The following is a 20,639-nucleotide window of genomic DNA, read 5'->3' as shown; positions in this document are numbered from 1 at the left end:
CGAGACGCCGGCCTCGCGCTTCTGCGCGTGCTCGTCATGCGTCCACCATCTGGCGCGGCCTTGGTTCGGCCGTCTGAACGGACGCTTGTACGCGGGTAGTGTTGAACCAAGGTTGACGGGCCGGGCCTGCGCCGCAATGTCCCAGCCATGCTGCTCTCCACCGACATCTGGGTCGGCGCCCTCATCCGCCGCGTCGAGATCGGCGGCGGCTTCGCTGTTGTGGCGCGCAAGGGCGATCCCCGGGCCGGTGCGGTGCTGGTCAAGGTGCTGAACCGCACCGACGGCACCGCCCGCCTGCTGTCGGAAGCCACCCGCGGCGACGGGGAGCGCATCTGGATGGAGCCCGCTGCCTCGCGGGAGGAGCCGGACCTCGACCGCTACATCGAGCGGGCCGTGCGCATCGACCCCGACCTCTGGGTGGTGGAGATCGAGGACCGCGAGGGTCGCCATTTCCTGGTGGAGCCTGTGGAACGCGCCTGACGCTGGGGGCTTCACGCCCCATGCTCCGCGATCTTCCCGTCCCCCTCGACCTCGCCCCGATGGAGGCGAAGCTTGTCGACGAGATCCCGCGCGACGCCGGCTGGCGGTTCGAGCCCAAGTGGGACGGCTTCCGCTGCCTGGCCTACCGCGCCGGCGACGAGGTGTTGCTGAAGGCCAAGTCGGGCAAGCCGCTCAACCGCTTCTTCCCCGACATGGCGGCCGCGCTCGCCGCCCTGCCTGTCGACCGCTTCGTCCTCGACGGGGAACTGACCATCGCTGTGGAGGGCGAGCCGTCCTTCGAGGCCCTGCAGATGCGCCTGCACCCCGCCGAGAGCCGCGTCCGCAGGCTCGCGGCCGAGCAGCCGGCGGCCTTCATGCTGTTCGACTGCCTGATGGATGCTGGCGGCGCGCCCCTGCTGGAGGCGCCGCTCGCCGAACGGCGCAAGGCCCTGGAGGCCCTGTTCAAGCGGTTCGGAAAAGCCTCGGCGCTGCGCCTTTCGCCCGGCTCGACCAAGCGGGAGGAAGCCTCCGCCTGGCTGGAGGATCTGGGCTCCTCCCTCGACGGCGTGGTCGCCAAGCGGCTGGACGGCCCCTACGTCCCCGGTGAGCGGGCCATGCTGAAGATCAAGAAGATCCGCGCGGCCGACTGCGTGGTGGGCGGCTTCCGCTACGCGGAGGGGACCGAGCTGGTCGGCTCTCTGCTGCTCGGCCTCTACGACGCGGCCGGGCGCCTGCATCACGTGGGCTTCACCTCGACGATCAAGCACGCCGAGCGGCCGGCGCTCACCCGCAAGCTGCTGGCGCTGAAGGGCGAGGGGTTCACCGGCGACGCGCCCGGCGGGCCCAGCCGGTGGAGCTCCGAACGGACCGCCCAATGGGTCCCGCTGGCCCCGGAACTGGTCGTCGAAGTGCGCTACGACCAGGTCACCGGCGGGCGTTTCCGGCATGGAACCCGCCTGGTCCGCTGGCGGCCGGACAAGGCGCCGGCCCAGTGCACGATGGAGCAGATCCGGCGCGGCTGACCGAGCCAAGCTTGGCCGCATGACGGCTTTTCTGCGGCTTGGCCGGGCCGCAAGATCGCCTCACGACTCGCCGAGTCCGAGGGCCGAAGGGGGCGCGGATCGCAGCGCCCTTGCCATTGGTCGGAGGGCGCCATGGACGGCGAGGCGAATCCGCTTCCCTGGGTCCGGATTCGGGGCCGCAGCTTCATGGCGCTCGTGCTGGCGCCGGAGACGCCGTTCGCCGACTGGTTCGCCGCCCTCGACCGCCAGCTCAGCGGCGCGCCCGGCCTGTTCGCCGACCGCCCGGTGGTGGCCGACCTCTCCGGGGTTGTCGACGTGCTCGGGGCCGACGGCGTGCCGCTGGCCATGGAGGGGCTCGCGGCCCGCGGCATGCGCATCGTCGGGGTCGAGGGGGCGTCCGCCGCCCAGCTCGCTGGTACGCCCTGGGCCGACCTGCCCACCAGCCTTCATGGCCGCGACGTCAGCCTGGACGGGCGCCCCGGGCGCCCCGCCGCCACCACGGCTCCGCCGCCGGCCACATCCCTCCTGATCGAGCGCCCCGTCCGCTCGGGCCAGTCCATCGTCTACGAAGAGGGCGACGTCATCGTCGTCGGCTCGGTCGCCTCGGGGGCGGAGGTGATCGCGGGCGGCTCCATCCACGTCTACGGCCCGCTCCGCGGCCGCGCCATCGCCGGCCTCAAGACCGCGGGCGCCCGCATCTTCTGCCGCAAGCTCGAGGCCGAGCTGGTGGGCGTGGACCAGCTCTACCGCACCGCCGAGCACTGGGGCGCCGACCTCCACGGCCAGGCCGTCCAGGTCCGCTGCGACCGCGGCGCCCTGCGGCTCGCGGCGCTCGACTGAACAACCCTGGGGAAGGAGACAGCATGTCCAACGTCGTCGTCGTGACGTCCGGAAAGGGTGGGGTGGGCAAGACCACCTCGTCGGCCTCCCTGGGCGCGTCCCTGGCCCGGGCCGGCCACAAGGTCGTGGTGGTCGACTTCGACGTCGGCCTGCGCAACCTCGATCTCGTGATGGGCGCCGAGCGGCGCGTGGTCTTCGACCTCGTCAACGTCGTCCAGGGCGATGCAAAGCTGCCCCAGGCCCTGATCCGGGACAAGCGGCTGGAGAACCTCTCCCTGCTGCCCGCCTCCCAGACCCGCGACAAGGACGCCCTCACCGAGGACGGCGTCGGCCGGGTGATCGACGAGCTGCGCGAAACCTTCGACTGGATCATCTGCGACAGCCCCGCCGGCATCGAGAAGGGCGCGACCCTCGCCATGCGCTTCGCCGACACCGCCGTGGTAGTGACCAATCCCGAGGTCTCCTCCGTCCGCGACTCCGACCGCATCATCGGCATGCTGGATTCCAAGACCCGCCTGGCCGAGGCTGGCGGCCGCATCGACAAGCAGCTCCTGCTCACCCGCTACGACGCCGCCCGCGCCGCCCGCGGCGAGATGATGACGGTGGAGGACGTCCTGGAAATCCTGGCCATCCCCCTCCTGGGCATCGTCCAGGAAAGTCCGGACGTCCTGACCGCCTCGAACCTCGGCTGCCCGATCACCCTGCACAATCCGGGCTCGCCCGCGGCCCGCGCCTATGATGAGGCCGCCCGCCGCCTCCTCGGCGAAACGCTGCCGGTCCGCACGCCCCGCCCGGAAAAGCCGGGCCTCATGACCCGCCTCTTCGGCAAGAGGGCGGCGGCATGAGCATTCTGAACTTCTTCACCCGAAACCGGACCTCGGCGCCCGTGGCCCGGGAGCGGCTCCAGGTCCTGCTGGCGCACGAGCGCGCGCTCACGGGCGGCGCGGACCTAGCCGCCGTTCTCAAGCAGGAGATCCTGGAGGTCATCGCCCGCCACATCCCCATCGACCGCGACCGGGTCCTGGTGAAGCTGGACCGCGGCGATCAGGTCTCGACCCTGGAGATCGATATCGAGATGCCCGACGAGGCCCTGGCCGCCGCGCCCAAGATCTCTACGCCGAAGTCCGCCGAGCTGAAGCCTCCCGCGCGGCGGCGTCGCAGCGCTTAGGCCGGAGGTCCCGCAGGCGGCGGAGGGAAGTCGAGCGGCGCGACGGACGCGCCCGGCGAACCGGCGGTGACCGCCTCGTACAGCGCCGCACCCGCCGGGCTGTAGGTGATCGCCTCGGTGAGGATCAGGCACCCGGCCATGGCGGCCAGGCCCCAGCCCCAGGCCGGATGGACACGGCCGTTGCGCCAAAGGTCCCGGACGATGCCGGCGAGCGGGAAGACCAGCGACACGGCCAGCGTCGCCTCCCACGCCCAGGGCGTCAGCAGCGGCATGGGCAGCAGCCGGCCGAGGCCAGGCCCCAGCAGCAGCGCCATGGCGCTGAAATGCAGCCGCCGGTGCCAGTCGGTGCGCCGCCGCAGCCGGATCGCCGCCGCCGTCAGCCCGGCGAAGGTGATCAGCGTCATCGGGTCGAAGACCAGGAACTGCAGCGGCCGGAAGAAGAACGGGACCTGCCCCCGTTGCACCATGGCCACCGTCACCAGCCAGCCCAGCACGAGCATGGGCGCGATCCAGACGGCCGCCAGCCAGCCGAGCCGGCGGTGCAGTTCCATCCGGCCCGTGGCCACGAAGACGTTCTGCAGGACGTAGATGCCGATCCAACCCATGAACACCACCGCATGGGCGTGGACCAGAGGCGGCGCGGCGAAGGTCGAGCGCCCCATCGCCAGCTGCAGCGAAAACCCGGCGACGAGCACCACCGCCATCGCGATCGCGCCGCCCAGGAAGAAGCCCTCGTCGCGCGCCCCGACCGGCGGCGCACCCTCGGCGACCGTAGCCATCTTTGAAATCTCCCCCGAGATGTTGTGCGGACATAGTACACGCCGCATGGTCGTCGTCCCAGCCGCGGAACGCCGGTCGGCGGCTGGACGGATCTTGCCGCGCCTCCGTGTTCGCTTCCGCCGCGGCCCCCCGCGTGATAGGCGCCGGCCATGAGCACCTCTCCCGCCGCCGAGGCCGCCCGCCGGCGCACCTTCGCGATCATCTCCCACCCCGACGCCGGCAAGACGACGCTCACCGAAAACCTGCTGCTGGCTGGCGGCGCCATCCGGGCGGCCGGCGCCGTGCGCGCCCGCGGCGAGAACCGCCGCACCCGCTCCGACTGGATGAAGATCGAGCGCGAGCGCGGGATCAGCGTCTCGGCCTCGGTGATGACGTTCGACCACGACGGCCTGATGTTCAACCTGCTGGACACCCCGGGCCACGAGGACTTCTCGGAAGACACCTACCGCACCCTGACCGCCGCCGACGCCGCGGTCATGGTGCTGGACGCCGCCAAGGGCATCGAGCCGCAGACCCTCAAGCTGTTCGAGGTCTGCCGGATGCGCGACATCCCTATCGTCACCTTCATCAACAAGATGGACCGCGAGGCTCAGGACCCGTTCGAGCTGCTGGACGAGGTATCCTCCAAGCTCGCGCTCGATCCCTCGCCCCTCTATTGGCCCGCGGGTTCCGGCGGACGGTTCAAGGGGATGCTGGACCTGCGCCGCGACCGCTTCCTGCCGTTCCAGAAGAAGGGCGGCGGCGGGCCCGACGAGGACGACGGCCACCCGCCGGCCATCCCGTTCAAGGGCAATGCCGTGGTCCGCTATCTGGAGCCCGACGAGCAGGAGGAGCTCAGCGAGAACGCCGAGTTGGCCATGGGCGGCCTCAAGGCCTTCGACCCCCAGGCCTTCCTGGAAGGGCACATGACGCCGGTCTTCTTCGGCTCGGCCTTGCGCCACTTCGGCGTCGACCAGCTGCTGGAGGGCCTGGGAGCCTACGCCCCGCCGCCGAAGACGGTGGCCGCCCGCAAGGGCTCGGAGGACATCCACGTCGCCCCTGGCGACCGTGAGGTGACCGGCTTCGTTTTCAAGGTCCAGGCCAACATGGACCCGAACCACCGCGACCGGATCGCCTTCCTCAAGCTGTGCTCGGGCAGGTTCAGCCGCGGCATGAAGCTGAAGGTCCAGAACACCGGCAAGCAGCTCTCCGTGAACGCCCCGATGATGTTCTTCGCCTCTGACCGGGAGCTGGCCGAGGACGCCTACGCCGGCGACGTGATCGGCATCCCGAACCATGGCGTGCTGCGGGTGGGCGACAGCCTGTCGGAGAGCGGCGCGATCCGCTTCGCCGGCCTGCCCAACTTCGCGCCCGAAATCCTGCAGCGGGTCCGGGTCAAGGACCCGCTGAAGGCCAAGCACCTGAAGCGGGCCCTCGAAAGCCTGGCGGAGGAGGGGGTCACCCAGCTCTTCCGCCCCAGCCTGGGCGCCGACTTCATCGTGGGCGCGGTGGGCCAGCTCCAGTTCGAGGTCATGGCCGACCGCCTGCGCGAGGAATATCAGCTGGACGTGATCTTCGAGCCCAGCCCCTTCGGCGAGGCCCGCTGGATCCTGGGCGAGAAGGCCGACCTGGAAGATTTCATCGGCAAGCACCGCTCGGCCATGGGCACGGATATCGACGACCAGCCGGTGTTCCTCGCCAAGAGCTCCTGGGACGTCGGCTACGCCGCCGACCGCTACCCCAAGGTCCGCTTCGAGCGGTCGAAGGAGCGGGCGTAAGGGTGACGCCGGGCGCGCGCGATACCCTTGGGTTGTCATCCCGGTTTTCGCGGAGCGAAAGACCGGGACCCCGATCTGATGCGCCTGCCGTTAGAGCGATGCGGCTCCCGCTCCGCGTTCCTTCGATCTCATCACATCGGGGTCCCGGTCTTCGCCTGCGGCGAAACCGGGATGACAATCGGGGGGAGGTGAGGGCGTGACCGCCATCCTCTACGGCGCTCCCGCCACCGGCCTCGTCGATGTCCCGGCCGGCGCCGTGCAGGTCTCTCCGCTGATCGTCGGCTCGCAGGACCTGGCCGCCCTGGACGACGCCAGCGTGGACGAGGCTGTGGTCCTCGCGCCCGGAGGGGTGCTGGAGCGCGACCATGTCCTCGCCCAGGCCCTGCGGGTCCTGAAGCCCGGCGCGCCGCTGCAGGCCTTCGCCCCCAAGGACAAGGGCGGCTCCCGCCTCAGGAAGACGCTCGAGGGCTTCGGCTGCACGGTGGTCGAAGACGCCCGGCGCCATCACCGCTTCTGCCGCGTGACCCGCCCGACCACGCCCACCGGCCTCGCCGAGGCCATCGCTGCTGGCGCGCCGCGAGTGTCGCCGTCGCTCGGAGCCTGGACCCAGCCCGGCGTCTTCAGCTGGGACCGCCTCGATCCCGGCAGCGCGGCGCTGATCGAGATCCTGCCGGCGCTGGCGGGCCGCGGGGCCGACCTCGGCTGCGGCATCGGCCTCCTGGCCCAGCGCATCCTGGCCTCGCCCGCGGTGACCGGCTTGACCTGCGTGGATATCGATCGCCGCGCGGTGGCCTGCGCCGAGCACAATCTGGACGATGCGCGCGCCACGGTCCTCTGGGCGGATGTCCGGAGCCTCGGCGACCGGCTGTCGGCCCTCGACTTCGTGGTGATGAACCCGCCCTTCCACGACGGCGGTGCCGAGGACCGGGAACTGGGCGTCGCCTTCATCCGCGCCGCCGCGGGCATGCTGAAGCCCGGCGGCGTCTGCTGGTTGGTGGCCAACCGGCACCTGCCCTACGAGGCGCCGCTGGCCGCCGCCTTCCAGAGCGCCCAGGTCCGCGCCGACGCCGGCGGCTATAAGATCTTCGAGGCGCGGCGATGAGCAAGACGCCGATGGCGCGGCTGGACCGCCTCCTCGCCAACCTGGGCTACGGCTCGCGCCGCGAGGTCGGAGCGCTGGTCGCCAAGGGCCAGATCGTCCTGGACGGCGTGGTCCTGAAGGATACCGGCGCCAAGGTCCCGATCGCCGCCGACCTGCCCCAGCGGATGACCATCGCCGGCAAGCCGGTGGATCCGCCCGCGCCGCTGACCCTCGTTATGCACAAGCCGCTGGGGGTGGTGTGCTCGCACCGGGAGGCCGGCCGCAGCGTCTACGAACTGCTGCCCGCCCGCTGGCGCGCCCGGATGCCAGCGCTCTCCACCATCGGCCGGCTCGACAAGGAGACCTCCGGCCTCCTGCTGATCACCGACGACGGGCCGTTCCTGCACCGGGTGATCTCGCCGAAGAGCCACGTGGCCAAGCGCTACGTCGCCACCCTCGACCGGCCGCTGGAGGGCGGGGAGGCCGAGGTCTTCGCCGCCGGGACCCTGATGCTGGAGGGGGAGACCGAGCCCCTGGCGCCTGCGGTCCTCGAACCCACCGGCCCGAAGACCGCCCTGCTGACCATCACCGAGGGACGCTACCATCAGGTCCGCCGCATGTTCGCCGCGGTCGGAAACCACGTCACAGCCCTGCATCGCGACCGCATCGGCGGCCTGCACCTGCCGCCCGACCTGGCGCCCGGCGACTGGCGGATCCTGGCCCCCGACGAGCAGGCGAGCCTTTTCGGTTAACGATGGTTAACAACCGGGAAGCGTAAATCTGTTGAACTTCAGCGCTTTACTGTGGTGAAAAAGCGCGGTTGTTAACCATACATCGCAAGTTAATGACTTGTTAAAGCCCGCGGCTCCGGGTTTGCTGTGTTCCAGCAAAGCCTGTGAGGGACGTTCCAACGTGGGACGCGCAACAGGCCGGAGCGGGCCGATGTTCGAGTTGGGTCGGGAACTCAAGCGCTTCTTCGCCAGCGATCGTGGCAAGGCGCCCAACGACGGTCTTACGGGCGGCGACTCCTCGCTGCTTGAGCTACTGGATTCGCCGCTGCTGGCCCAGGAGGCCAAGGCCGCCGACATCGCCGCCGGCCGGATCAGCGCCAAGGACAAGCCGCGCCGCCGGCTGGAGGCCGCCATCGTCTGGCGCGAAGTCGCCCGCCGCACCGGCGATCCCGTGGCCCTGCGCAAGGCCGCCGCCGGCGCCGAGACCGCGGCCGCCGGCTTCGAAGCCGCCCATCGCCGCGACGGCTGGGCCCGCGCCCGCTGCGAGCAGGCCTTCTGCGCCCTGCTGGGCGCCGAGATCTTCGGCGATCCGGGCCTGAACGCGGCCGCCGAGGTCGCCTTCCGCGAAGCCCGCGGCCACGTGAAGGGTGGTCTGGCCGCCCCGCTCGCCGACGTGGGCCTGCTGGCCATCGAGGGTCGCCGCGAATTGGATCATATGGACGCCGTCGAGGCCCGCGCCTTCGTCCAGCGCTTCAATCCGCCGATCGCCGCCCTGGACGCCATCGCCAAGCGCGTCACCGCCGCTCGGGCGCTGGCTGCCGAAGCTCGCCTGATCCGCGCCGATCTGCTCTGCGGCTGGGGCGCGCGCCTGAAGGACGGCGACCTGCTCGACATGGCCGCCCGCGAGGCCTCTACCGCCGGCGAACGCCTCGACGCCGCCTACGAGCCGCTCACCTGGGCGCGCTCCAAGATCGCCCACGGCCAGGCCCTGGCCCTGCGCGGCGAGGCGGTCGGCGATGTGGACGCCCTGGCCGCCGGCGCCGGCGCCCTGGCCCTGGCCCTCGACAGCCTGACGCGCGAGCACAGCCCGCTCGACTGGGCCCGCACCCAGGTCGCCCTGGCCCAGGCGCTGCAGGCGCTGGGCGAAGCGTCGAACGATCCTCGGGCCTTCGAGCACGCCGTGGCCTGCTACGACCGCGCCGGCCTGGTGCTGAAGGAAACCCCGACGCTGCCGCTGCGCGGCGTGGCGGCCGGCGCCCGCGCCCTCTGCCTGGCCCGCAACGCCGAGCTCACCGGCGACGCCGCCGTCCTCGACGCCGCTGAGGCGGCCATGAAGATCGAGCTTGCCGCCCTCTCGCCCCGCCGCGATCCGGTCGGCTGGGCCCTGGCCCAACTGCATCTGGCGCGGCTGTACGAGGCGCGCATGAGCATGACCGGCAAGGACCGCGGCGAGCGCGCCGCCGCCCTCATGGCCCTGGACGCGGCCCTCGACGTCTTCGCCGAGCACGGCCTGCGCTCGCTCAGCGTTGTGGCCAACGAAGCCATCGACCGCCTCCACGACCTGCACGAGCGGTCGCAGGGGTAACCGTTCGTCGCAAGGTTACGTCGGGCGCCTTCTCAGGATTGTCATGACGGCGCATCCTCGCGCCGAGGAGGAGCCGCCATGTCCCGCACGATTGCGCCCGCTGTTTGCCTGATCGCCCTCTGCGCCGCCGCGCCCGCAGCCGCCCAGACGGTCTGGACCGCCGCCCCGACCGCGGCCGAGATGGCGGCCGCCTATCCCGCCAAGGCCAAGGCCGAAGGCGTCGGGGGCGCCGCCGAGCTGATGTGCACCGCCGGCCGTGGCGGGGCGATGATGGCCTGCGACATCCTCGGCGAGACGCCCCGCGGCTACGGCTTCGGCTCCGCCGCCCGCAAGCTCGCCCAACAGTCGCTGAAGGCCGGCGGCGTCGCGAAGGACACGGAGGTGCGGATCCCCGTCACCTTCTCGCCCGACTTGGCCAAGGGCGGGGTCGTCACGGTGAAGACCCCGCAGTGGACGGCCCTGCCCAGCGTCACCGACATGCAGGCCGCCGTGCCGCACAAGGAGGGTGGCCCGAACAACATCCGCGTCACCCTGGTCTGCGACGTGCAGGCGGGCGGCTCGCTCAGCGGCTGCGAGGTCGATCGCGAGGAGCCGGCGGGGCAGGGCTTCGGGCCGGCCGTCCTGGCGCTGGCGCCCAAGTTCCAGGTGGGCCTGATGAGCGCCGAGGGTATGCCCACGGTCGGCGCCAAGGTCCGGGTTCCGGTTCGCTTCGACCTGAAACCCGTGCAGCAGGCCGCCAAGTAGCTAGCGGCCGCGCCACCATCTGAGCCCCGCGCGCTCCACCGCTTCAAGGAGCGCGTGCAGGGCGACGCCCATGGCGCCCAGCACCACCAGGGCGGCGATCATCCGCGCGGTCTGAAGCTTGTTGCCGGCGTCAAGCATCTGCCACGCCAGGCCCTGGACCTTGCCCGAGCCGGCGCCGAACTCGGCCACCACCGCGCCGATCAAGGCCAGGCCCGCGCCGACCTTATGGCCTTCCAGCAGGAACGGCACGGCCGAGGGCAGCCGCAGCCGCGTCACCCGCTGCCAGCGGCCCGCGCCGTAGAGGGTGAACAGCCGCTCCAGGTCCGGGTCCGCCGACCGCAGGCCCGCCGTCGCGCCGGAGAAGATCGGGAAGAACGCCACCAGCACCGCCAGGGCGACCAAAGCGCGCCCGGGATGGTCCAGGCCTGCCCAGATCAGCAGCAGCGGCGCGATCGCCACCACCGGCGTCACCTGGACCACTGAGGCCAGGGGCCGGATGGCCCGGTCGAGCAGGGCGCTCAGCGCCGTCAGGATCGCCAGCCCCTGGGCGATGAGGCTGGCGATCACCAGAGCGATGACCGCAGTGGACAAGGTGTGTCCCGCCGCCGCGACCAGTGTCGGCAGGTGTCGCCAGAGCGCCACGGCGACGGCCGAGGGCGCGGGCAGGAAGTAAGCCGGCACGTCCAGCGCCCGGCAGGCGATCTCCCAGGCGGCGAGGAGGAACGCGGCGAGCACGACGGGCGCCAGGCGGCTCACGCGGCGATCCCCTCGGCCAGGGCGGCGGACACCGCTTCGGAGGTGGCGCGGAAGTCCGCCTCGGCGCGGAAGTGCGGCGGCCGCGGAATAGGCCCCGCGACGGCGAAGTCGGCGGCGATGCGGCCGGGCCCCCGCGTCAGCACCACGACGCGCGAGGCCATGTAGACCGCCTCCTCCACATTGTGGGTGACGAAGACGATGGCTGGCTTCGAGGCCGCCCACAGCGACAGTACGTCGTCAGCGAGCGCGCGGCGGGTGATCTCGTCCAGCGCCGCGAACGGCTCGTCCAACAGGAGGAGCCTCGGTTCGTTGACCAGGGCCCGCGCGAGCGACACCCGCATGGCCATGCCGCCGGAAAGCTGGACGGGCCGCTTCGCTTCGGCGCCGGCGAGGCCGACGCGCGCCAGGGCCGCATCGGCGCGCTCATGCGCCTCTGTTTTCGCCACCCCGGCCAGCTCCAGCGGCATGGCGACATTGGCCCGGGCGGACAGCCAGGGCGCCAGCGTCGGCGCCTGGAAGACGACGGCGGTCTCGCCCCGACCCGTGGTGCGGGTGATGTCGCCCCGGCTCGGCGCCTCAAGCCCGGCGAGCAGGCGCAGCGCCGTCGACTTCCCGCATCCGGAAGGGCCCACCAGCGCCACCGTCTCGCCCGCCGCCACGCCGAGGGTGAGCGGCCCCAGCGCCCGGCCGCGGTCGTAGTCGACCTCGACGTCCGTCAGCTGAACGATGCTCACTTCGGGACGAACTGCAGGGTGTAGGCGCGGCGGTAGTCCAGGGTCTTGGGATAGACGCCTTGGGCCGCGGCGACGTCGTAGAACGCCTTCCAGCGGGCGTCGGTCATGGAGCCCACGGGCGCGCCCTGGTCGCCACTGACGATGCCGTAGCTCCGCATCTTCTCGCGGGCCTGGTCCAGGACGTCCTGCCTCATCTCCGGATTGTCCTTGCGGATCAGCGCGTCGGCGGCCGACGGGTCGCCCGTCAGGTAGTCGGTCCAGCCCTTGGCGCTTGCCTCGACGAAGGCCTTCACCGCCGCCGGGTTCTTCGCGATCAGGCCGTCCGTGGCCAGCACCATGGTGGCGTAGCCGGGATAGCCTTCGTCCGCGAGCAGGAAGACCTTGGGCTTCAGGCCTGCCTGCTTCTCGATGACGTAGGGCTCGCTGGTCACATAGCCCTGTTGGGCCGCGCGCTTGTCGGCCAGGAACGGCGCGGGGTTGAAGGTGTATTTCCGGACCTGGTCGTCGGCGAAGCCGTACTTGGCCTTGAGCCAGACCCAGAAGGCGGTCACCGAGGCGTCCGACAGCAGGATCGGGCGGCCCTTCAGGTCGGCGATCGTGTCCACGCCGGCGCCCGGATGGGCGATCAGGACCTGGGGGTCCTTCTGCATGAAGGCGGCGACGGCTTTCACCGGCACGCCCTCCTGGGCCAGGTTCATGACGATGAAGCTGTTCGAGCCCATGCCCAGCTCCACGGCGTTCGAGGCCAGCAGCTGCGGCACGTTCACGCCGGGCCCGCCCTGGACGATCTCCACCTTCAGGCCGCGCTTGGCGTACTCGCCGGAGGCCAGCGCCTGGTAGAAGCCGCCGTGCTCGGCCTGAGCCCGCCAGTCGGTGGCGAAGCGCAGGGTCACCGGCGCATCCGCGGATGGCGCCTTGGCCGTCTCCTTCGGCGAACAGGCGGCCAGCAACGCGGCGGCCGCCAGGGCCAGGGTGCGCAAAGCTCTCATGGAAACCCTCGACGTGAAGCGCCGCGAAGGTAGGGCCATCCTCCCCCGGCGCGCAACGCGCCGCCGTCGGGAGCATGCCACATAGCAAGAGGGCGGCGTTCCGGTCGCCCGGAGCGTCGCCCTCTCATACAGATCCGTTGGGGGATCTGCGCCTTCCAGGCCAACCGTCAATTCTGTCCCGGGTCGCCCCGTTTCATCTTCGACCGCCGATGACCAACCGTCCGGTTCGATCCCGGGTTGCCCCGGTTTCTTGCCTTGGACCGGCCACTCCGCCCGCCTGGTCTTCGGGTCCGCCGTTGCCGGTTTTTCCGTCCACCCGCGCCGCAGTTCCTGTCGGCAAGGAGACGGTGCGCCTGAAGCTTTTATGACGCAAGCGGGTCCACGCCGCCGCGGGCGGGCAGCCTGTCAAAAAGCTGTGTCAGGATGGTTGATAAGTCTTAACCGGCGGGACGATTCCACAAGAGAATCAGACGCCGAAAGCTGTCCACAGGAAAGCGATCAGCGCCCGGATTCCAGGGCCTCACGACGCTCCTCGAGGGTGAGCCACTCCTCCTCCGCGGCCGCGAGCTGCGCGCGCGCCGCCTCCAGCGCGCGGCTGTAGCGGTCGAAGCCGGCGGGATCGCGGGAATAGAGGTTGGGATCGGCCAGGGCGGCCTCCAGCGTGGCCATCTTGCCCGGCATGTCGGCGATCAGGGTCTCCAGCTCGGCAAGGCGCCGCTGATCCTTGTACGAGAGCTTGGACGCCGCCTTGGGCGGCGCGGCCGTCTTCGGCGCAGTCTTGGGGGGCTCGATCTTGGTCACCGCGCCGAAGAAGCCCGGGTTCTGCCGCATGAAATCCTGCCAGCCGCCAGGCGTCTCCACCGCACGGCCGGATCCGTCCAGGCCGATGGTCGAGGTGGCCAGCCGATCGATGAAGTCGCGGTCGTGGCTGACGAGAATGAGGGTTCCCTCGTAGTCGGCCAGCAGGTCCTCGAGCAGGTCCAGGGTGTCCATGTCGAGGTCGTTGGTCGGCTCGTCCAGCACCATGACGTTGGCCGGGTTGGCCAGGGCGCGGGCCAGGAGCAGGCGGTTGCGTTCGCCGCCCGACAGGCTCTTCACCGGCTGGCGAAGCTGGCTGTCCTTGAAGAGGAAGTCCTTGGCGTAGGCGTTCACGTGCTTCGGCTGGCCGCGCACCAGGACCTGATCGCCGCCCAGTGGCGTCAGCACGTCCTTCAGCGTCATCTCCGGCGAGAGCGCCGCGCGGGCCTGGTCGATGTAGGTGACCGTCAGGTTCGTGCCCAGCTTCACCGAGCCCTCGTCCGGCTCCAGCTCGCCCAGCAACAGCTTGACCATGGTGGTCTTGCCCGCGCCGTTCGGGCCGACGATGGCGACGCGGTCGCCGCGCAGGATGCGGGTCGAGAAGCCCTTCAGGATCACGCGGTCGCCGAACGCCTTGGACAGGCCCTTGGCCTCCACCACGCGCTTGCCGGAGACGCCCGAGGAATCGAGGCCGATGTTGAGGCTGCCGCGGGTCTCGCGCAGGCGCTCCGACTTGGCTTCGCGCAGGGCCAGCAGGCGGCGGCGGCGGCCTTCGTTACGGGCCCGGCGGGCGGTGACGCCGCGCTCCATCCAGTGCTGCTCGCGCTCGAGCAGCTTGTCCTGGCGGCGGGCTTCCTCGGCCTGCTGAGCCTCGATCTTCTCGACCCAGGTCTCGAAGCCGGCGAACCCGGCGTCCAGGCGGCGCACCAGCCGGTGCTCCAGCCAGAAGCACCGCTGGGTCACGCGTTCGAGGAAGGCGCGGTCGTGGCTGACGATCAGGGCGGCCGCCCGGCTAGCGGCGATCTCGGCCTCCAGGGTCTCGATGGCCAGGATGTCCAGGTGGTTGGTGGGCTCGTCCAGCAGGATGACGTCGGGGTCTTCCGCGAACGCCTTGGCCAGGGCGACGCGGCGCGTTTCGCCGCCCGAAAGGCCCTGGGCGGTCTTCGCCGGGTCCATGCCGAACGCCTGCAGCGCCGCTTCGGCCTGGTGCGCCGGCGCCCCGCCGGAGGTGACGTGGTCCAGCACGGTCGCGCCCGTGATGTCGGGCTCCTGCGGCACGTAGGCGATGGTCGTGCCGGGCGTGACGGTGCGCTCGCCCGCGTCCGGCTCGATCTGGCCGGCGAGAATACGCAGCAGCGTCGACTTGCCCGCGCCGTTGCGCCCGACCAGGCAGGCGCGGGTCCGCGCATCCAGCGCGAGGTCCACGCCGTCGAACAGCATCACCGGCCCGTCGGCCAGACGGACCTCCTTCAAGGCCAGGATCGGAGCTCTCATGGAGGCGCTCCACATAGAGGTTGCGGGCTGCGACGCAAGTTCGCGCTTCTGTCGCCGGCCTGTCGGGCCTACATCCGCGCGATGACGGGCGAACCCTTCTGGCGGCGAAAGACCCTCGAGCAGATGACCGTCGCCGAGTGGGAGAGCCTGTGCGACGGCTGCGGGCTTTGCTGCCTGGTGCGCTTCGAGGACGAGGTGACGGGGGAGGTCATCCCGACCCGCGTCCACTGCAAGCTCTTCGATTCGGCCGCTTGCCGCTGCTCGAACTACGCCGACCGGCACAGGCATGTGCCGGACTGCATCAAGCTGACGCCGCACAACATCGAGGCGCTGGAGTGGATGCCCAAGAGCTGCGCCTACCGCCGCCTGCACGAGGGGCGGGACTTGGCGGAATGGCATCCGCTGATCTCCGGCGACCCGGAGAGCGTGCATCGCGCGGGCATTTCGGTACGCGGCCAGACCATCAACGAGACGGCGCTGGCCGATCCCGAGGACGCCCTGGACTTCGCGGCGTGGGATCTCATGGCCGAGCGGGACGGGCTTTAGCAGCCTGCCCTTAAGCCCCTCAGGCGTGGTGTGGCAATTTTATCACATGACGGCTTGCGTGACGGAACCGCCCGCCCAATCTAGTACTCACAACCTAGGTACGGTCTTTCGAGGATTCTGAAGAGCTTGGCGCGCGACCCCTATCAGGAGCTGGGCGTTTCCCGGACAGCCTCTGCGGACGAAATCCGCAAGGCCTTTCGTAAGCTCGCGAAGGAAAACCACCCCGACACTAACCCCGGCAACAAGGCGGCCGAGGAACGGTTCAAGAAGGTGAGCGCGGCGTTCGACATCGTCGGCGACGCCGATAAGCGCAAGAAGTTCGATGCCGGCCTGATCGACGCCGACGGCCGCGAGACCGCCCAGGGCTTCCCCGGCGGCGGCCCGTGGGGCGGCGGCCCCGGCCCCGGCGGCTTCGGTCAACGGGGCGGCGGCTTCCGGACCGAGACCTTCGAGGGCGCCGACCTCGGCGACATCCTGGGCGAGATGTTCGGCGGCGGTGGACGTGGCGGCCGCGCCGGCGGCGCTGGCGGCGGCTTCGGCGGCTTTTCCCAGCGCGGCGCCGACGTGCGCGCGAAGCTGGAGATCGACCTCGTGGACGCGATCCGCGGGGGCAAGCAGCGCATCGCCTTCTCCGACGGCCGCACGATCGACGTCACCATTCCCAAGGGCGCCCAGGCGGGCCAGACGCTGCGACTGAAGGGCCAAGGCTCGCCGGGCCGTGCGGGCCCCGGCGATGCGTTCATCGAGATCGCGATCAAGCCGCACCCGCTGTACCGCCGGGAGGATGACGCCCTGGTCATGGACCTGCCCGTCACCTTCTACGACGCCGTGCTGGGCGGGAAGGTCGAGGCGCCGACGCCCGACGGCCCGGTAAACGTCTCGGTGCCCAAGGGCGCCAACACCGGCACGCGCCTGCGGCTCAAGGGCCGGGGCCTGTCGGATGCGCGCGGCCAGCGCGGCGACCTGTTTGCCCGCCTGGTGGTCACCCTGCCCGAAGGCGCCGATCCGGCGCTCGAAGCGTTCGCCGAGGAACAGAAGGCCAAGCGCCCCTATTCGCCCAAGCGCCGCGCTTAAGCTAAGGAACCCTGATACCGGCGTTCAGGCCGGGTTCAGTCGCCTGCGTCTAGGACGGGTTGCATGAAACGCCTCTTCGCCCTCGCCGTCCTCGCTGCGACCGTGACGACCCCCGTCGTCGCGGAGGCGCGTGATCGCGGCCTGATGGTGCTGACCGGCGGCGGCCAGGACCAGGCGCGGCGCCAGGTGCCGCTGTCGCGCGTTCTGAGCATGCTTGCGTCCCGCTATCCCGGCCGCCACCTGAACAGCACCATGGGCGATGCCGGCGGCCGACCCGCCTACTATGTCCAGTGGCAGATGGAGAATGGCCGGGTGGTGGTCTTCGTCGTCGACGCCGAGTCCGGCCAGGTGATCGGTCGCCAGGGCGGCTGAGCTCTTTTAAGATTTCGAGGAAGGAAGGGACGCGGACGTGCGCATCCTGCTTGTTGAAGACGATCCGGACCTGTCGCGGCAGCTGAAGCTGGCGCTCGGCGACGCCGGCTATGCGGTCGATCACGCCCCCGACGGCGAGGAAGCCCAGTTCCTGGGCGAGACCGAACCCTATGACGCCATCATCCTCGATCTGGGCCTGCCCAAGGTGGACGGGGTGTCGGTGCTGGAGCGCTGGCGGCGCGAGAACATGACCACGCCGGTTCTGATCCTGACCGCCCGCGGGGCCTGGAGCGAGAAGGTGGCCGGCTTCGACGCCGGCGCCGACGACTACCTGACCAAGCCGTTCCATACCGAGGAGCTGCTGGCCCGCCTGCGCGCCCTGCTGCGCCGGTCGGCCGGTCACGCGACGCCGAACCTGGCGTGCGGGGGCCTGCGACTGGATCCGCGCGCCGCGCGCGCCAGCGTCAACGGCGAGCCGCTGCGGCTCACCTCTCTGGAATACCGCCTGCTGCATTACATGATCATGCACCAGGGCCGGGTGATCAGCCGCACTGAGCTGGTGGAGCACCTGTACGACCAGGACTTCGACCGCGATTCCAACACCATCGAAGTGTTCATCGGCCGGGTGCGCAAGAAGATCGGGCCGGACCGGATCGAGACCGTCCGCGGTCTCGGCTATCGCCTCATCTGCCCCGCCGACGAGGTGGACACGGAGAGCGCCGGCTCGTGAAGCTGCCGGCGGGCCTGACCCGTCCCTCGCTCGCCCGCCGGCTGGCCCTGCTGGCCGTCGGCTGGAGCTTTGCGGCCCTGGTCATCGCGGCGGTCGTGCTGGCCCTGCTGTTCCAGCAGGCCGCACTGCGCAGGTTCGACGCCAACCTCTCGGACCTGATCGACAACCTGATCTCGGGGTCGACCATCGAGGACGGCGACGTGGTGGCACCGGCTCTCACGGACCAGCGGGCGCTGCGCGCCTATTCCGGACGCTACTGGGACATCGCCGAGCCAGTGGCCGGGGGCGGGGTGCGCAGCCTGGTGCCGTCTCGTTCGCTGTGGGATTCCTCGCTCAAGATCCCGGCCGATCTCCCGGGCCGGCTGCGGGCCAACCCGCGCAAGCCGATCGCCTTCGATGCGCCGGGCGTGCAGCCGGGCGAGCGGCTGCGGGTCGTCGCCCGTTGGACCAGCTTGCCCGGCCGCGACGCGCCGCTGGTTTTCATCGCCGCCGAGGACCGCCGCCCCATCGACCGCGACGTGCGCAACTTCTTCACCACCACGGCCATCGCCTTCGCCCTGCTGGGCGTGGGCCTGATCCTGGCGGTGGTGGTCCAGGTTCAGGTCGGGCTGCGGCCGCTGTTCCGCCTGCGCCAGGAGGTGGCCGAGGTGCGCCGGGGCAAGGTCGATCGCCTGCAGGCCGACTACCCGACCGAATTGAAGCCCCTGACCGACGAACTGAACGCCCTGGTCGCCCACAACCAGGAGACCGTGGAGCGCCAGCGCACCCACGTCGGCAACCTGGCCCACGCCCTGAAGACCCCGATCTCGGTGATGATGACCGAGGCGAGCCAGCGCCCAGGCCCCCTCGCCGAAGTGGTCAGCCGCCAGGCCGACGTGATGCGCCAGCAGGTCGACCATCACCTGCGCCGCGCCCGGGCGGCGGCCCGCAGCCAGGGGCAGGGCGAGCGGACGTCGGTCGCCGAGGTGCTGGACGAGCTGGCCCGGACGCTGGAGCGCATCTTCCGCGCCAAGGACGTCGAGATCGACTGGGACGCGCCCGACGAGCTGTACTTCCTGGGCGAGCGGCAGGACTTCATGGAGATCGCCGGGAACGCCATGGAGAACGCCGGCAAGTTCGGGCGCCGCAAGATCCGGGTGCGCGCCACGGCCGCCGGGCCGGAGCGCCTGCGTCTCACGGTCGAGGACGACGGCCCGGGTCTGCCGCCGGACCGCCGGGAGGAGGTGATCCGCCGCGGCGCGCGCCTCGACGAAAATGCGCCCGGCTCGGGCCTCGGCCTGTCGATCGTCGACGAGCTGGCCCGGGCCTACCGCGGCTCGCTGGCGCTCGGGGATTCGCCGCTCGGCGGACTATTGGTCGCGGTCGAGCTGCCGCGTGCGGAGGCGTAAAAAGCCCTGACTTCGTAAAGCCTTAACCGGGGCAGGGGCATCTTTTCGGCCTAACGGCGTTCTGCCGGAGCCTGAGGTCCATGGCCGCGCTGTCCGAGCGCAAGATCGCGATCGTCCGCACCCTGGTGGAATCCGCGCCTGACAAGGTCGTCGGAGGCCTCCGGCAGGCCTTGGCGGAGACGAGCGACGAGAGCGCGCTCGGCGGGGTCAAGCGGCTCGTCGAGGTGGAAGTCTACGAGCGGAACCTCCGCAACACCGTCCTCCAGCCAATCGCGCCGATGTGCGTCGGGGCCGGTGACGATCCCCACAAGCTCACGTTCCCATCGCGGGTCCTGAGCCTGCTCTGGCGTGGCGTGCGCGCCATGGACGACGCCGAGGACATCACGGTGGTGCGCGACGCCGCCGAGCACGATACGCCAACCCATGTGGTGACCGCCGCGGAGGATCGGCTGACCGTCCTGGCCGCCGCCGGCTTGCGCGCCCGCGAGCAGAAGGACTTCCGCGCGGCGGCGGAGATCTGCGACCTGGCGCGGCCGGGTGGGGCCGACCAACTCGCGGCCTGCCTAGACATTGCGCCGATCGTGCGCCGGGCCACCCAGAAGCTGCCCGAATGGCTGGCCCATCCCGGCGGCGAGACCGCGGCCGGCGCGCGCGTGGCCTACCGCGACGCCGTCACCGCCGACGACGACGCCGGACCGCGCTTCTTCGAGATGCTCTCGGCCCAGATGGCGCACCCGTGGATGGTGCTGCGCGTGATTTCGGCGGTCATGGACAAGCCCACCGAGCGCTATCTGGGCGATTCCGAGATGGCGGGCTTCGGCGAGGGGCTGCTGGCCGACATCGACGCGGCGCTGGCCACCATAGCCGGCCTGAAGGCCGACGCCGGACCGCAGGCGGGACGGTCGGCCGCCAAGCTGGCCGAACTCGTCGTCCAACAGATCATGGAGATCGAGACCTGCGTCGACCTCCAACGCGAGCACGGCTGGGGCCATCGGATCCACAAGCAGCGGGCGAGCCTGGCCGGCGTCGTCGAGGGGCGTCTTCGCGAGGCGGAAAAGGCGACCATGGATGCGCTACCCGTGCAGCCGCCGCGCAACCCGCGCATCCGCCGGCAGGTCCCGCGCCTGGGCGTCGCGCCCGACCGGCGGCTGGTGGACCGCGCCGTGACCCTGCTGTCGTTCTCGGACGAGCTGCGGTCGACCGCCAACTACGGAGGGTTTTCCTCGGCCCGCAACAAGATGGTCGAACGCCTGGGCGAGTACGTGGACCACTACGTCGATGAGGTTCTCGACCTGATCCGGACCGACGAGGTCGAGGACGTCGCCGTCGCGTCGGCCTACCTCGAACACGCCGCCGTGCTGGACCAGCTGATCCGCGGCGGCAAGGCGGGCGAGCTCGTCCGCCGCCGCGCACACGCCGCCCTGCATCCCGACGGATCCTAGCCGCCTCCGCGGCCAAAGAGTCTCACTCGCGCACCGCCGCGCTTTCGGCTAAACGCCGGCCATGTTCGTCTTCTGGGCTGTGGTCGGCGTTTAGCCGAAAGCGCGGCGGTGCGCGAGTGAGACTCTTT

Annotated in this window: 21 protein-coding genes; 16 read left to right on the top strand and 5 right to left on the bottom strand. The window is 70.9% G+C overall.

Annotation, left to right across the window (positions count from 1 at the left end):
- Positions 1-147: 147 nt before the first annotated feature.
- From AX721_RS22510 to minE, 5 genes are all read left to right on the top strand, one after another.
- On the top strand, positions 148-480 hold the full coding sequence (locus AX721_RS22510) for a DUF1491 family protein (RefSeq protein ID WP_068878207.1): 333 nt from the start codon (positions 148-150) through the stop codon (positions 478-480).
- 20 nt (positions 481-500) lie between these two features.
- On the top strand, positions 501-1,502 hold the full coding sequence (locus AX721_RS22505) for an ATP-dependent DNA ligase (RefSeq protein WP_068878206.1): 1,002 nt from the start codon (positions 501-503) through the stop codon (positions 1,500-1,502).
- Positions 1,503-1,634: 132 nt separating this feature from the next.
- On the top strand, positions 1,635-2,342 hold the full coding sequence (gene minC / locus AX721_RS22500; RefSeq protein ID WP_068878205.1) for a septum site-determining protein MinC: 708 nt from the start codon (positions 1,635-1,637) through the stop codon (positions 2,340-2,342).
- A 23-nt stretch (positions 2,343-2,365) separates the two neighbouring features.
- Entirely contained in the window at positions 2,366-3,187 is an 822-nt protein-coding gene (minD, locus tag AX721_RS22495; RefSeq protein ID WP_068878204.1) for a septum site-determining protein MinD, read from the top strand.
- On the top strand, positions 3,184-3,510 hold the full coding sequence (gene minE / locus AX721_RS22490) for a cell division topological specificity factor MinE (RefSeq protein WP_068878203.1): 327 nt from the start codon (positions 3,184-3,186) through the stop codon (positions 3,508-3,510). Before minD ends, minE begins: the two co-directional genes overlap by 4 nt.
- Here minE and AX721_RS22485 read toward each other — a convergent pair.
- On the bottom strand, positions 3,507-4,289 hold the full coding sequence (locus AX721_RS22485) for a hypothetical protein (RefSeq protein WP_068878202.1): 783 nt from the start codon (positions 4,287-4,289) through the stop codon (positions 3,507-3,509). The genes minE and AX721_RS22485 overlap by 4 nt on opposite strands.
- Positions 4,290-4,439: 150 nt before the next feature.
- Here AX721_RS22485 and AX721_RS22480 point away from each other — a divergent pair, with 150 nt between their 5' ends.
- The 5 genes from AX721_RS22480 to AX721_RS22460 all read left to right on the top strand — a co-directional run bounded on the left by AX721_RS22480 (position 4,440) and on the right by AX721_RS22460 (position 10,188).
- Positions 4,440-6,047 carry a peptide chain release factor 3 gene (locus tag AX721_RS22480; RefSeq protein WP_068878201.1) on the top strand — a complete coding sequence of 536 codons (1,608 nt, stop codon included), beginning with the start codon at positions 4,440-4,442 and terminating at the stop codon, positions 6,045-6,047.
- A 196-nt stretch (positions 6,048-6,243) separates the two neighbouring features.
- The gene (locus AX721_RS22475; protein WP_068878200.1) at positions 6,244-7,149 is read left to right on the top strand and encodes a class I SAM-dependent methyltransferase; all 906 of its coding nucleotides are present in this window, start codon (positions 6,244-6,246) and stop codon (positions 7,147-7,149) included.
- Positions 7,146-7,880 carry a pseudouridine synthase gene (locus tag AX721_RS22470; protein WP_068878199.1) on the top strand — a complete coding sequence of 245 codons (735 nt, stop codon included), beginning with the start codon at positions 7,146-7,148 and terminating at the stop codon, positions 7,878-7,880. Before AX721_RS22475 ends, AX721_RS22470 begins: the two co-directional genes overlap by 4 nt.
- 190 nt (positions 7,881-8,070) lie before the next feature.
- On the top strand, positions 8,071-9,444 hold the full coding sequence (locus AX721_RS22465) for a hypothetical protein (RefSeq protein ID WP_068878198.1): 1,374 nt from the start codon (positions 8,071-8,073) through the stop codon (positions 9,442-9,444).
- Positions 9,445-9,522: 78 nt separating this feature from the next.
- A complete protein-coding gene (locus AX721_RS22460) occupies positions 9,523-10,188 on the top strand; it encodes an energy transducer TonB (RefSeq protein WP_068878197.1) in 666 nt (221 codons plus the stop codon).
- On the opposite strand, the gene AX721_RS22455 is transcribed toward AX721_RS22460, so the two are convergent.
- From AX721_RS22455 to AX721_RS22440, 4 genes are all read right to left on the bottom strand, one after another.
- Complete coding sequence (locus AX721_RS22455; RefSeq protein WP_068878196.1) at positions 10,189-10,944, bottom strand: ABC transporter permease; 756 nt, start codon at positions 10,942-10,944, stop codon at positions 10,189-10,191. It lies immediately after the preceding gene.
- Complete coding sequence (locus AX721_RS22450; protein ID WP_068878195.1) at positions 10,941-11,678, bottom strand: ABC transporter ATP-binding protein; 738 nt, start codon at positions 11,676-11,678, stop codon at positions 10,941-10,943. Before AX721_RS22450 ends, AX721_RS22455 begins: the two co-directional genes overlap by 4 nt.
- Positions 11,675-12,667, bottom strand: a complete 993-nt coding sequence (locus tag AX721_RS22445; protein ID WP_082765392.1) for an ABC transporter substrate-binding protein — start codon at positions 12,665-12,667, stop codon at positions 11,675-11,677. Before AX721_RS22445 ends, AX721_RS22450 begins: the two co-directional genes overlap by 4 nt.
- Before the next feature lie 498 nt (positions 12,668-13,165).
- Positions 13,166-14,974: an ABC-F family ATP-binding cassette domain-containing protein gene (locus AX721_RS22440; protein ID WP_068878193.1), complete on the bottom strand. Its 1,809-nt coding sequence runs from the start codon at positions 14,972-14,974 to the stop codon at positions 13,166-13,168.
- 66 nt (positions 14,975-15,040) lie between these two features.
- Between AX721_RS22440 and AX721_RS22435 the strand changes: the two genes are divergently transcribed.
- From AX721_RS22435 to AX721_RS22410, 6 genes are all read left to right on the top strand, one after another.
- A complete protein-coding gene (locus tag AX721_RS22435; RefSeq protein ID WP_068878192.1) occupies positions 15,041-15,505 on the top strand; it encodes a YcgN family cysteine cluster protein in 465 nt (154 codons plus the stop codon).
- Positions 15,506-15,631: 126 nt separating this feature from the next.
- On the top strand, positions 15,632-16,579 hold the full coding sequence (locus AX721_RS22430) for a DnaJ C-terminal domain-containing protein (protein ID WP_068878191.1): 948 nt from the start codon (positions 15,632-15,634) through the stop codon (positions 16,577-16,579).
- 63 nt (positions 16,580-16,642) lie between these two features.
- Complete coding sequence (locus AX721_RS22425; protein ID WP_068878190.1) at positions 16,643-16,951, top strand: PepSY domain-containing protein; 309 nt, start codon at positions 16,643-16,645, stop codon at positions 16,949-16,951.
- A 37-nt stretch (positions 16,952-16,988) separates the two neighbouring features.
- Positions 16,989-17,681, top strand: a complete 693-nt coding sequence (locus tag AX721_RS22420; RefSeq protein WP_068878189.1) for a response regulator transcription factor — start codon at positions 16,989-16,991, stop codon at positions 17,679-17,681.
- A complete protein-coding gene (locus tag AX721_RS22415) occupies positions 17,678-19,069 on the top strand; it encodes an ATP-binding protein (RefSeq protein WP_068878188.1) in 1,392 nt (463 codons plus the stop codon). The genes AX721_RS22420 and AX721_RS22415 overlap by 4 nt, the downstream gene beginning before the upstream one ends.
- Positions 19,070-19,149: 80 nt before the next feature.
- Complete coding sequence (locus tag AX721_RS22410; RefSeq protein ID WP_068878187.1) at positions 19,150-20,511, top strand: hypothetical protein; 1,362 nt, start codon at positions 19,150-19,152, stop codon at positions 20,509-20,511.
- Positions 20,512-20,639 lie beyond the last annotated feature (128 nt).

Source organism: Phenylobacterium sp. CCH9-H3 (assembly GCF_001557235.1).
Classification (GTDB): domain Bacteria; phylum Pseudomonadota; class Alphaproteobacteria; order Caulobacterales; family Caulobacteraceae; genus Phenylobacterium.
The sequence above is the reverse complement of the archived record's forward strand: the minus strand, read 5'-3'. Positions and strand labels throughout refer to the sequence as shown.

What these genes read in the sequence shown, in the direction of transcription:
- AX721_RS22485 (WP_068878202.1), bottom strand. Translation starts at nt 4,289, where the DNA reads ATGGCTACGGTCGCCGAGGGTGCGCCGCCGGTCGGGGCGCGCGACGAG.
- AX721_RS22445 (WP_082765392.1), bottom strand. Translation starts at nt 12,667, where the DNA reads ATGAGAGCTTTGCGCACCCTGGCCCTGGCGGCCGCCGCGTTGCTGGCC.
- minE (WP_068878203.1), top strand. Translation starts at nt 3,184, where the DNA reads ATGAGCATTCTGAACTTCTTCACCCGAAACCGGACCTCGGCGCCCGTG.
- AX721_RS22410 (WP_068878187.1), top strand. Translation starts at nt 19,150, where the DNA reads ATGGCCGCGCTGTCCGAGCGCAAGATCGCGATCGTCCGCACCCTGGTG.
- AX721_RS22425 (WP_068878190.1), top strand. Translation starts at nt 16,643, where the DNA reads ATGAAACGCCTCTTCGCCCTCGCCGTCCTCGCTGCGACCGTGACGACC.
- AX721_RS22440 (WP_068878193.1), bottom strand. Translation starts at nt 14,974, where the DNA reads ATGTGGAGCGCCTCCATGAGAGCTCCGATCCTGGCCTTGAAGGAGGTC.
- AX721_RS22470 (WP_068878199.1), top strand. Translation starts at nt 7,146, where the DNA reads ATGAGCAAGACGCCGATGGCGCGGCTGGACCGCCTCCTCGCCAACCTG.
- AX721_RS22465 (WP_068878198.1), top strand. Translation starts at nt 8,071, where the DNA reads ATGTTCGAGTTGGGTCGGGAACTCAAGCGCTTCTTCGCCAGCGATCGT.
- AX721_RS22460 (WP_068878197.1), top strand. Translation starts at nt 9,523, where the DNA reads ATGTCCCGCACGATTGCGCCCGCTGTTTGCCTGATCGCCCTCTGCGCC.
- AX721_RS22505 (WP_068878206.1), top strand. Translation starts at nt 501, where the DNA reads ATGCTCCGCGATCTTCCCGTCCCCCTCGACCTCGCCCCGATGGAGGCG.
- minD (WP_068878204.1), top strand. Translation starts at nt 2,366, where the DNA reads ATGTCCAACGTCGTCGTCGTGACGTCCGGAAAGGGTGGGGTGGGCAAG.
- AX721_RS22510 (WP_068878207.1), top strand. Translation starts at nt 148, where the DNA reads ATGCTGCTCTCCACCGACATCTGGGTCGGCGCCCTCATCCGCCGCGTC.
- AX721_RS22435 (WP_068878192.1), top strand. Translation starts at nt 15,041, where the DNA reads ATGACGGGCGAACCCTTCTGGCGGCGAAAGACCCTCGAGCAGATGACC.
- AX721_RS22480 (WP_068878201.1), top strand. Translation starts at nt 4,440, where the DNA reads ATGAGCACCTCTCCCGCCGCCGAGGCCGCCCGCCGGCGCACCTTCGCG.
- minC (WP_068878205.1), top strand. Translation starts at nt 1,635, where the DNA reads ATGGACGGCGAGGCGAATCCGCTTCCCTGGGTCCGGATTCGGGGCCGC.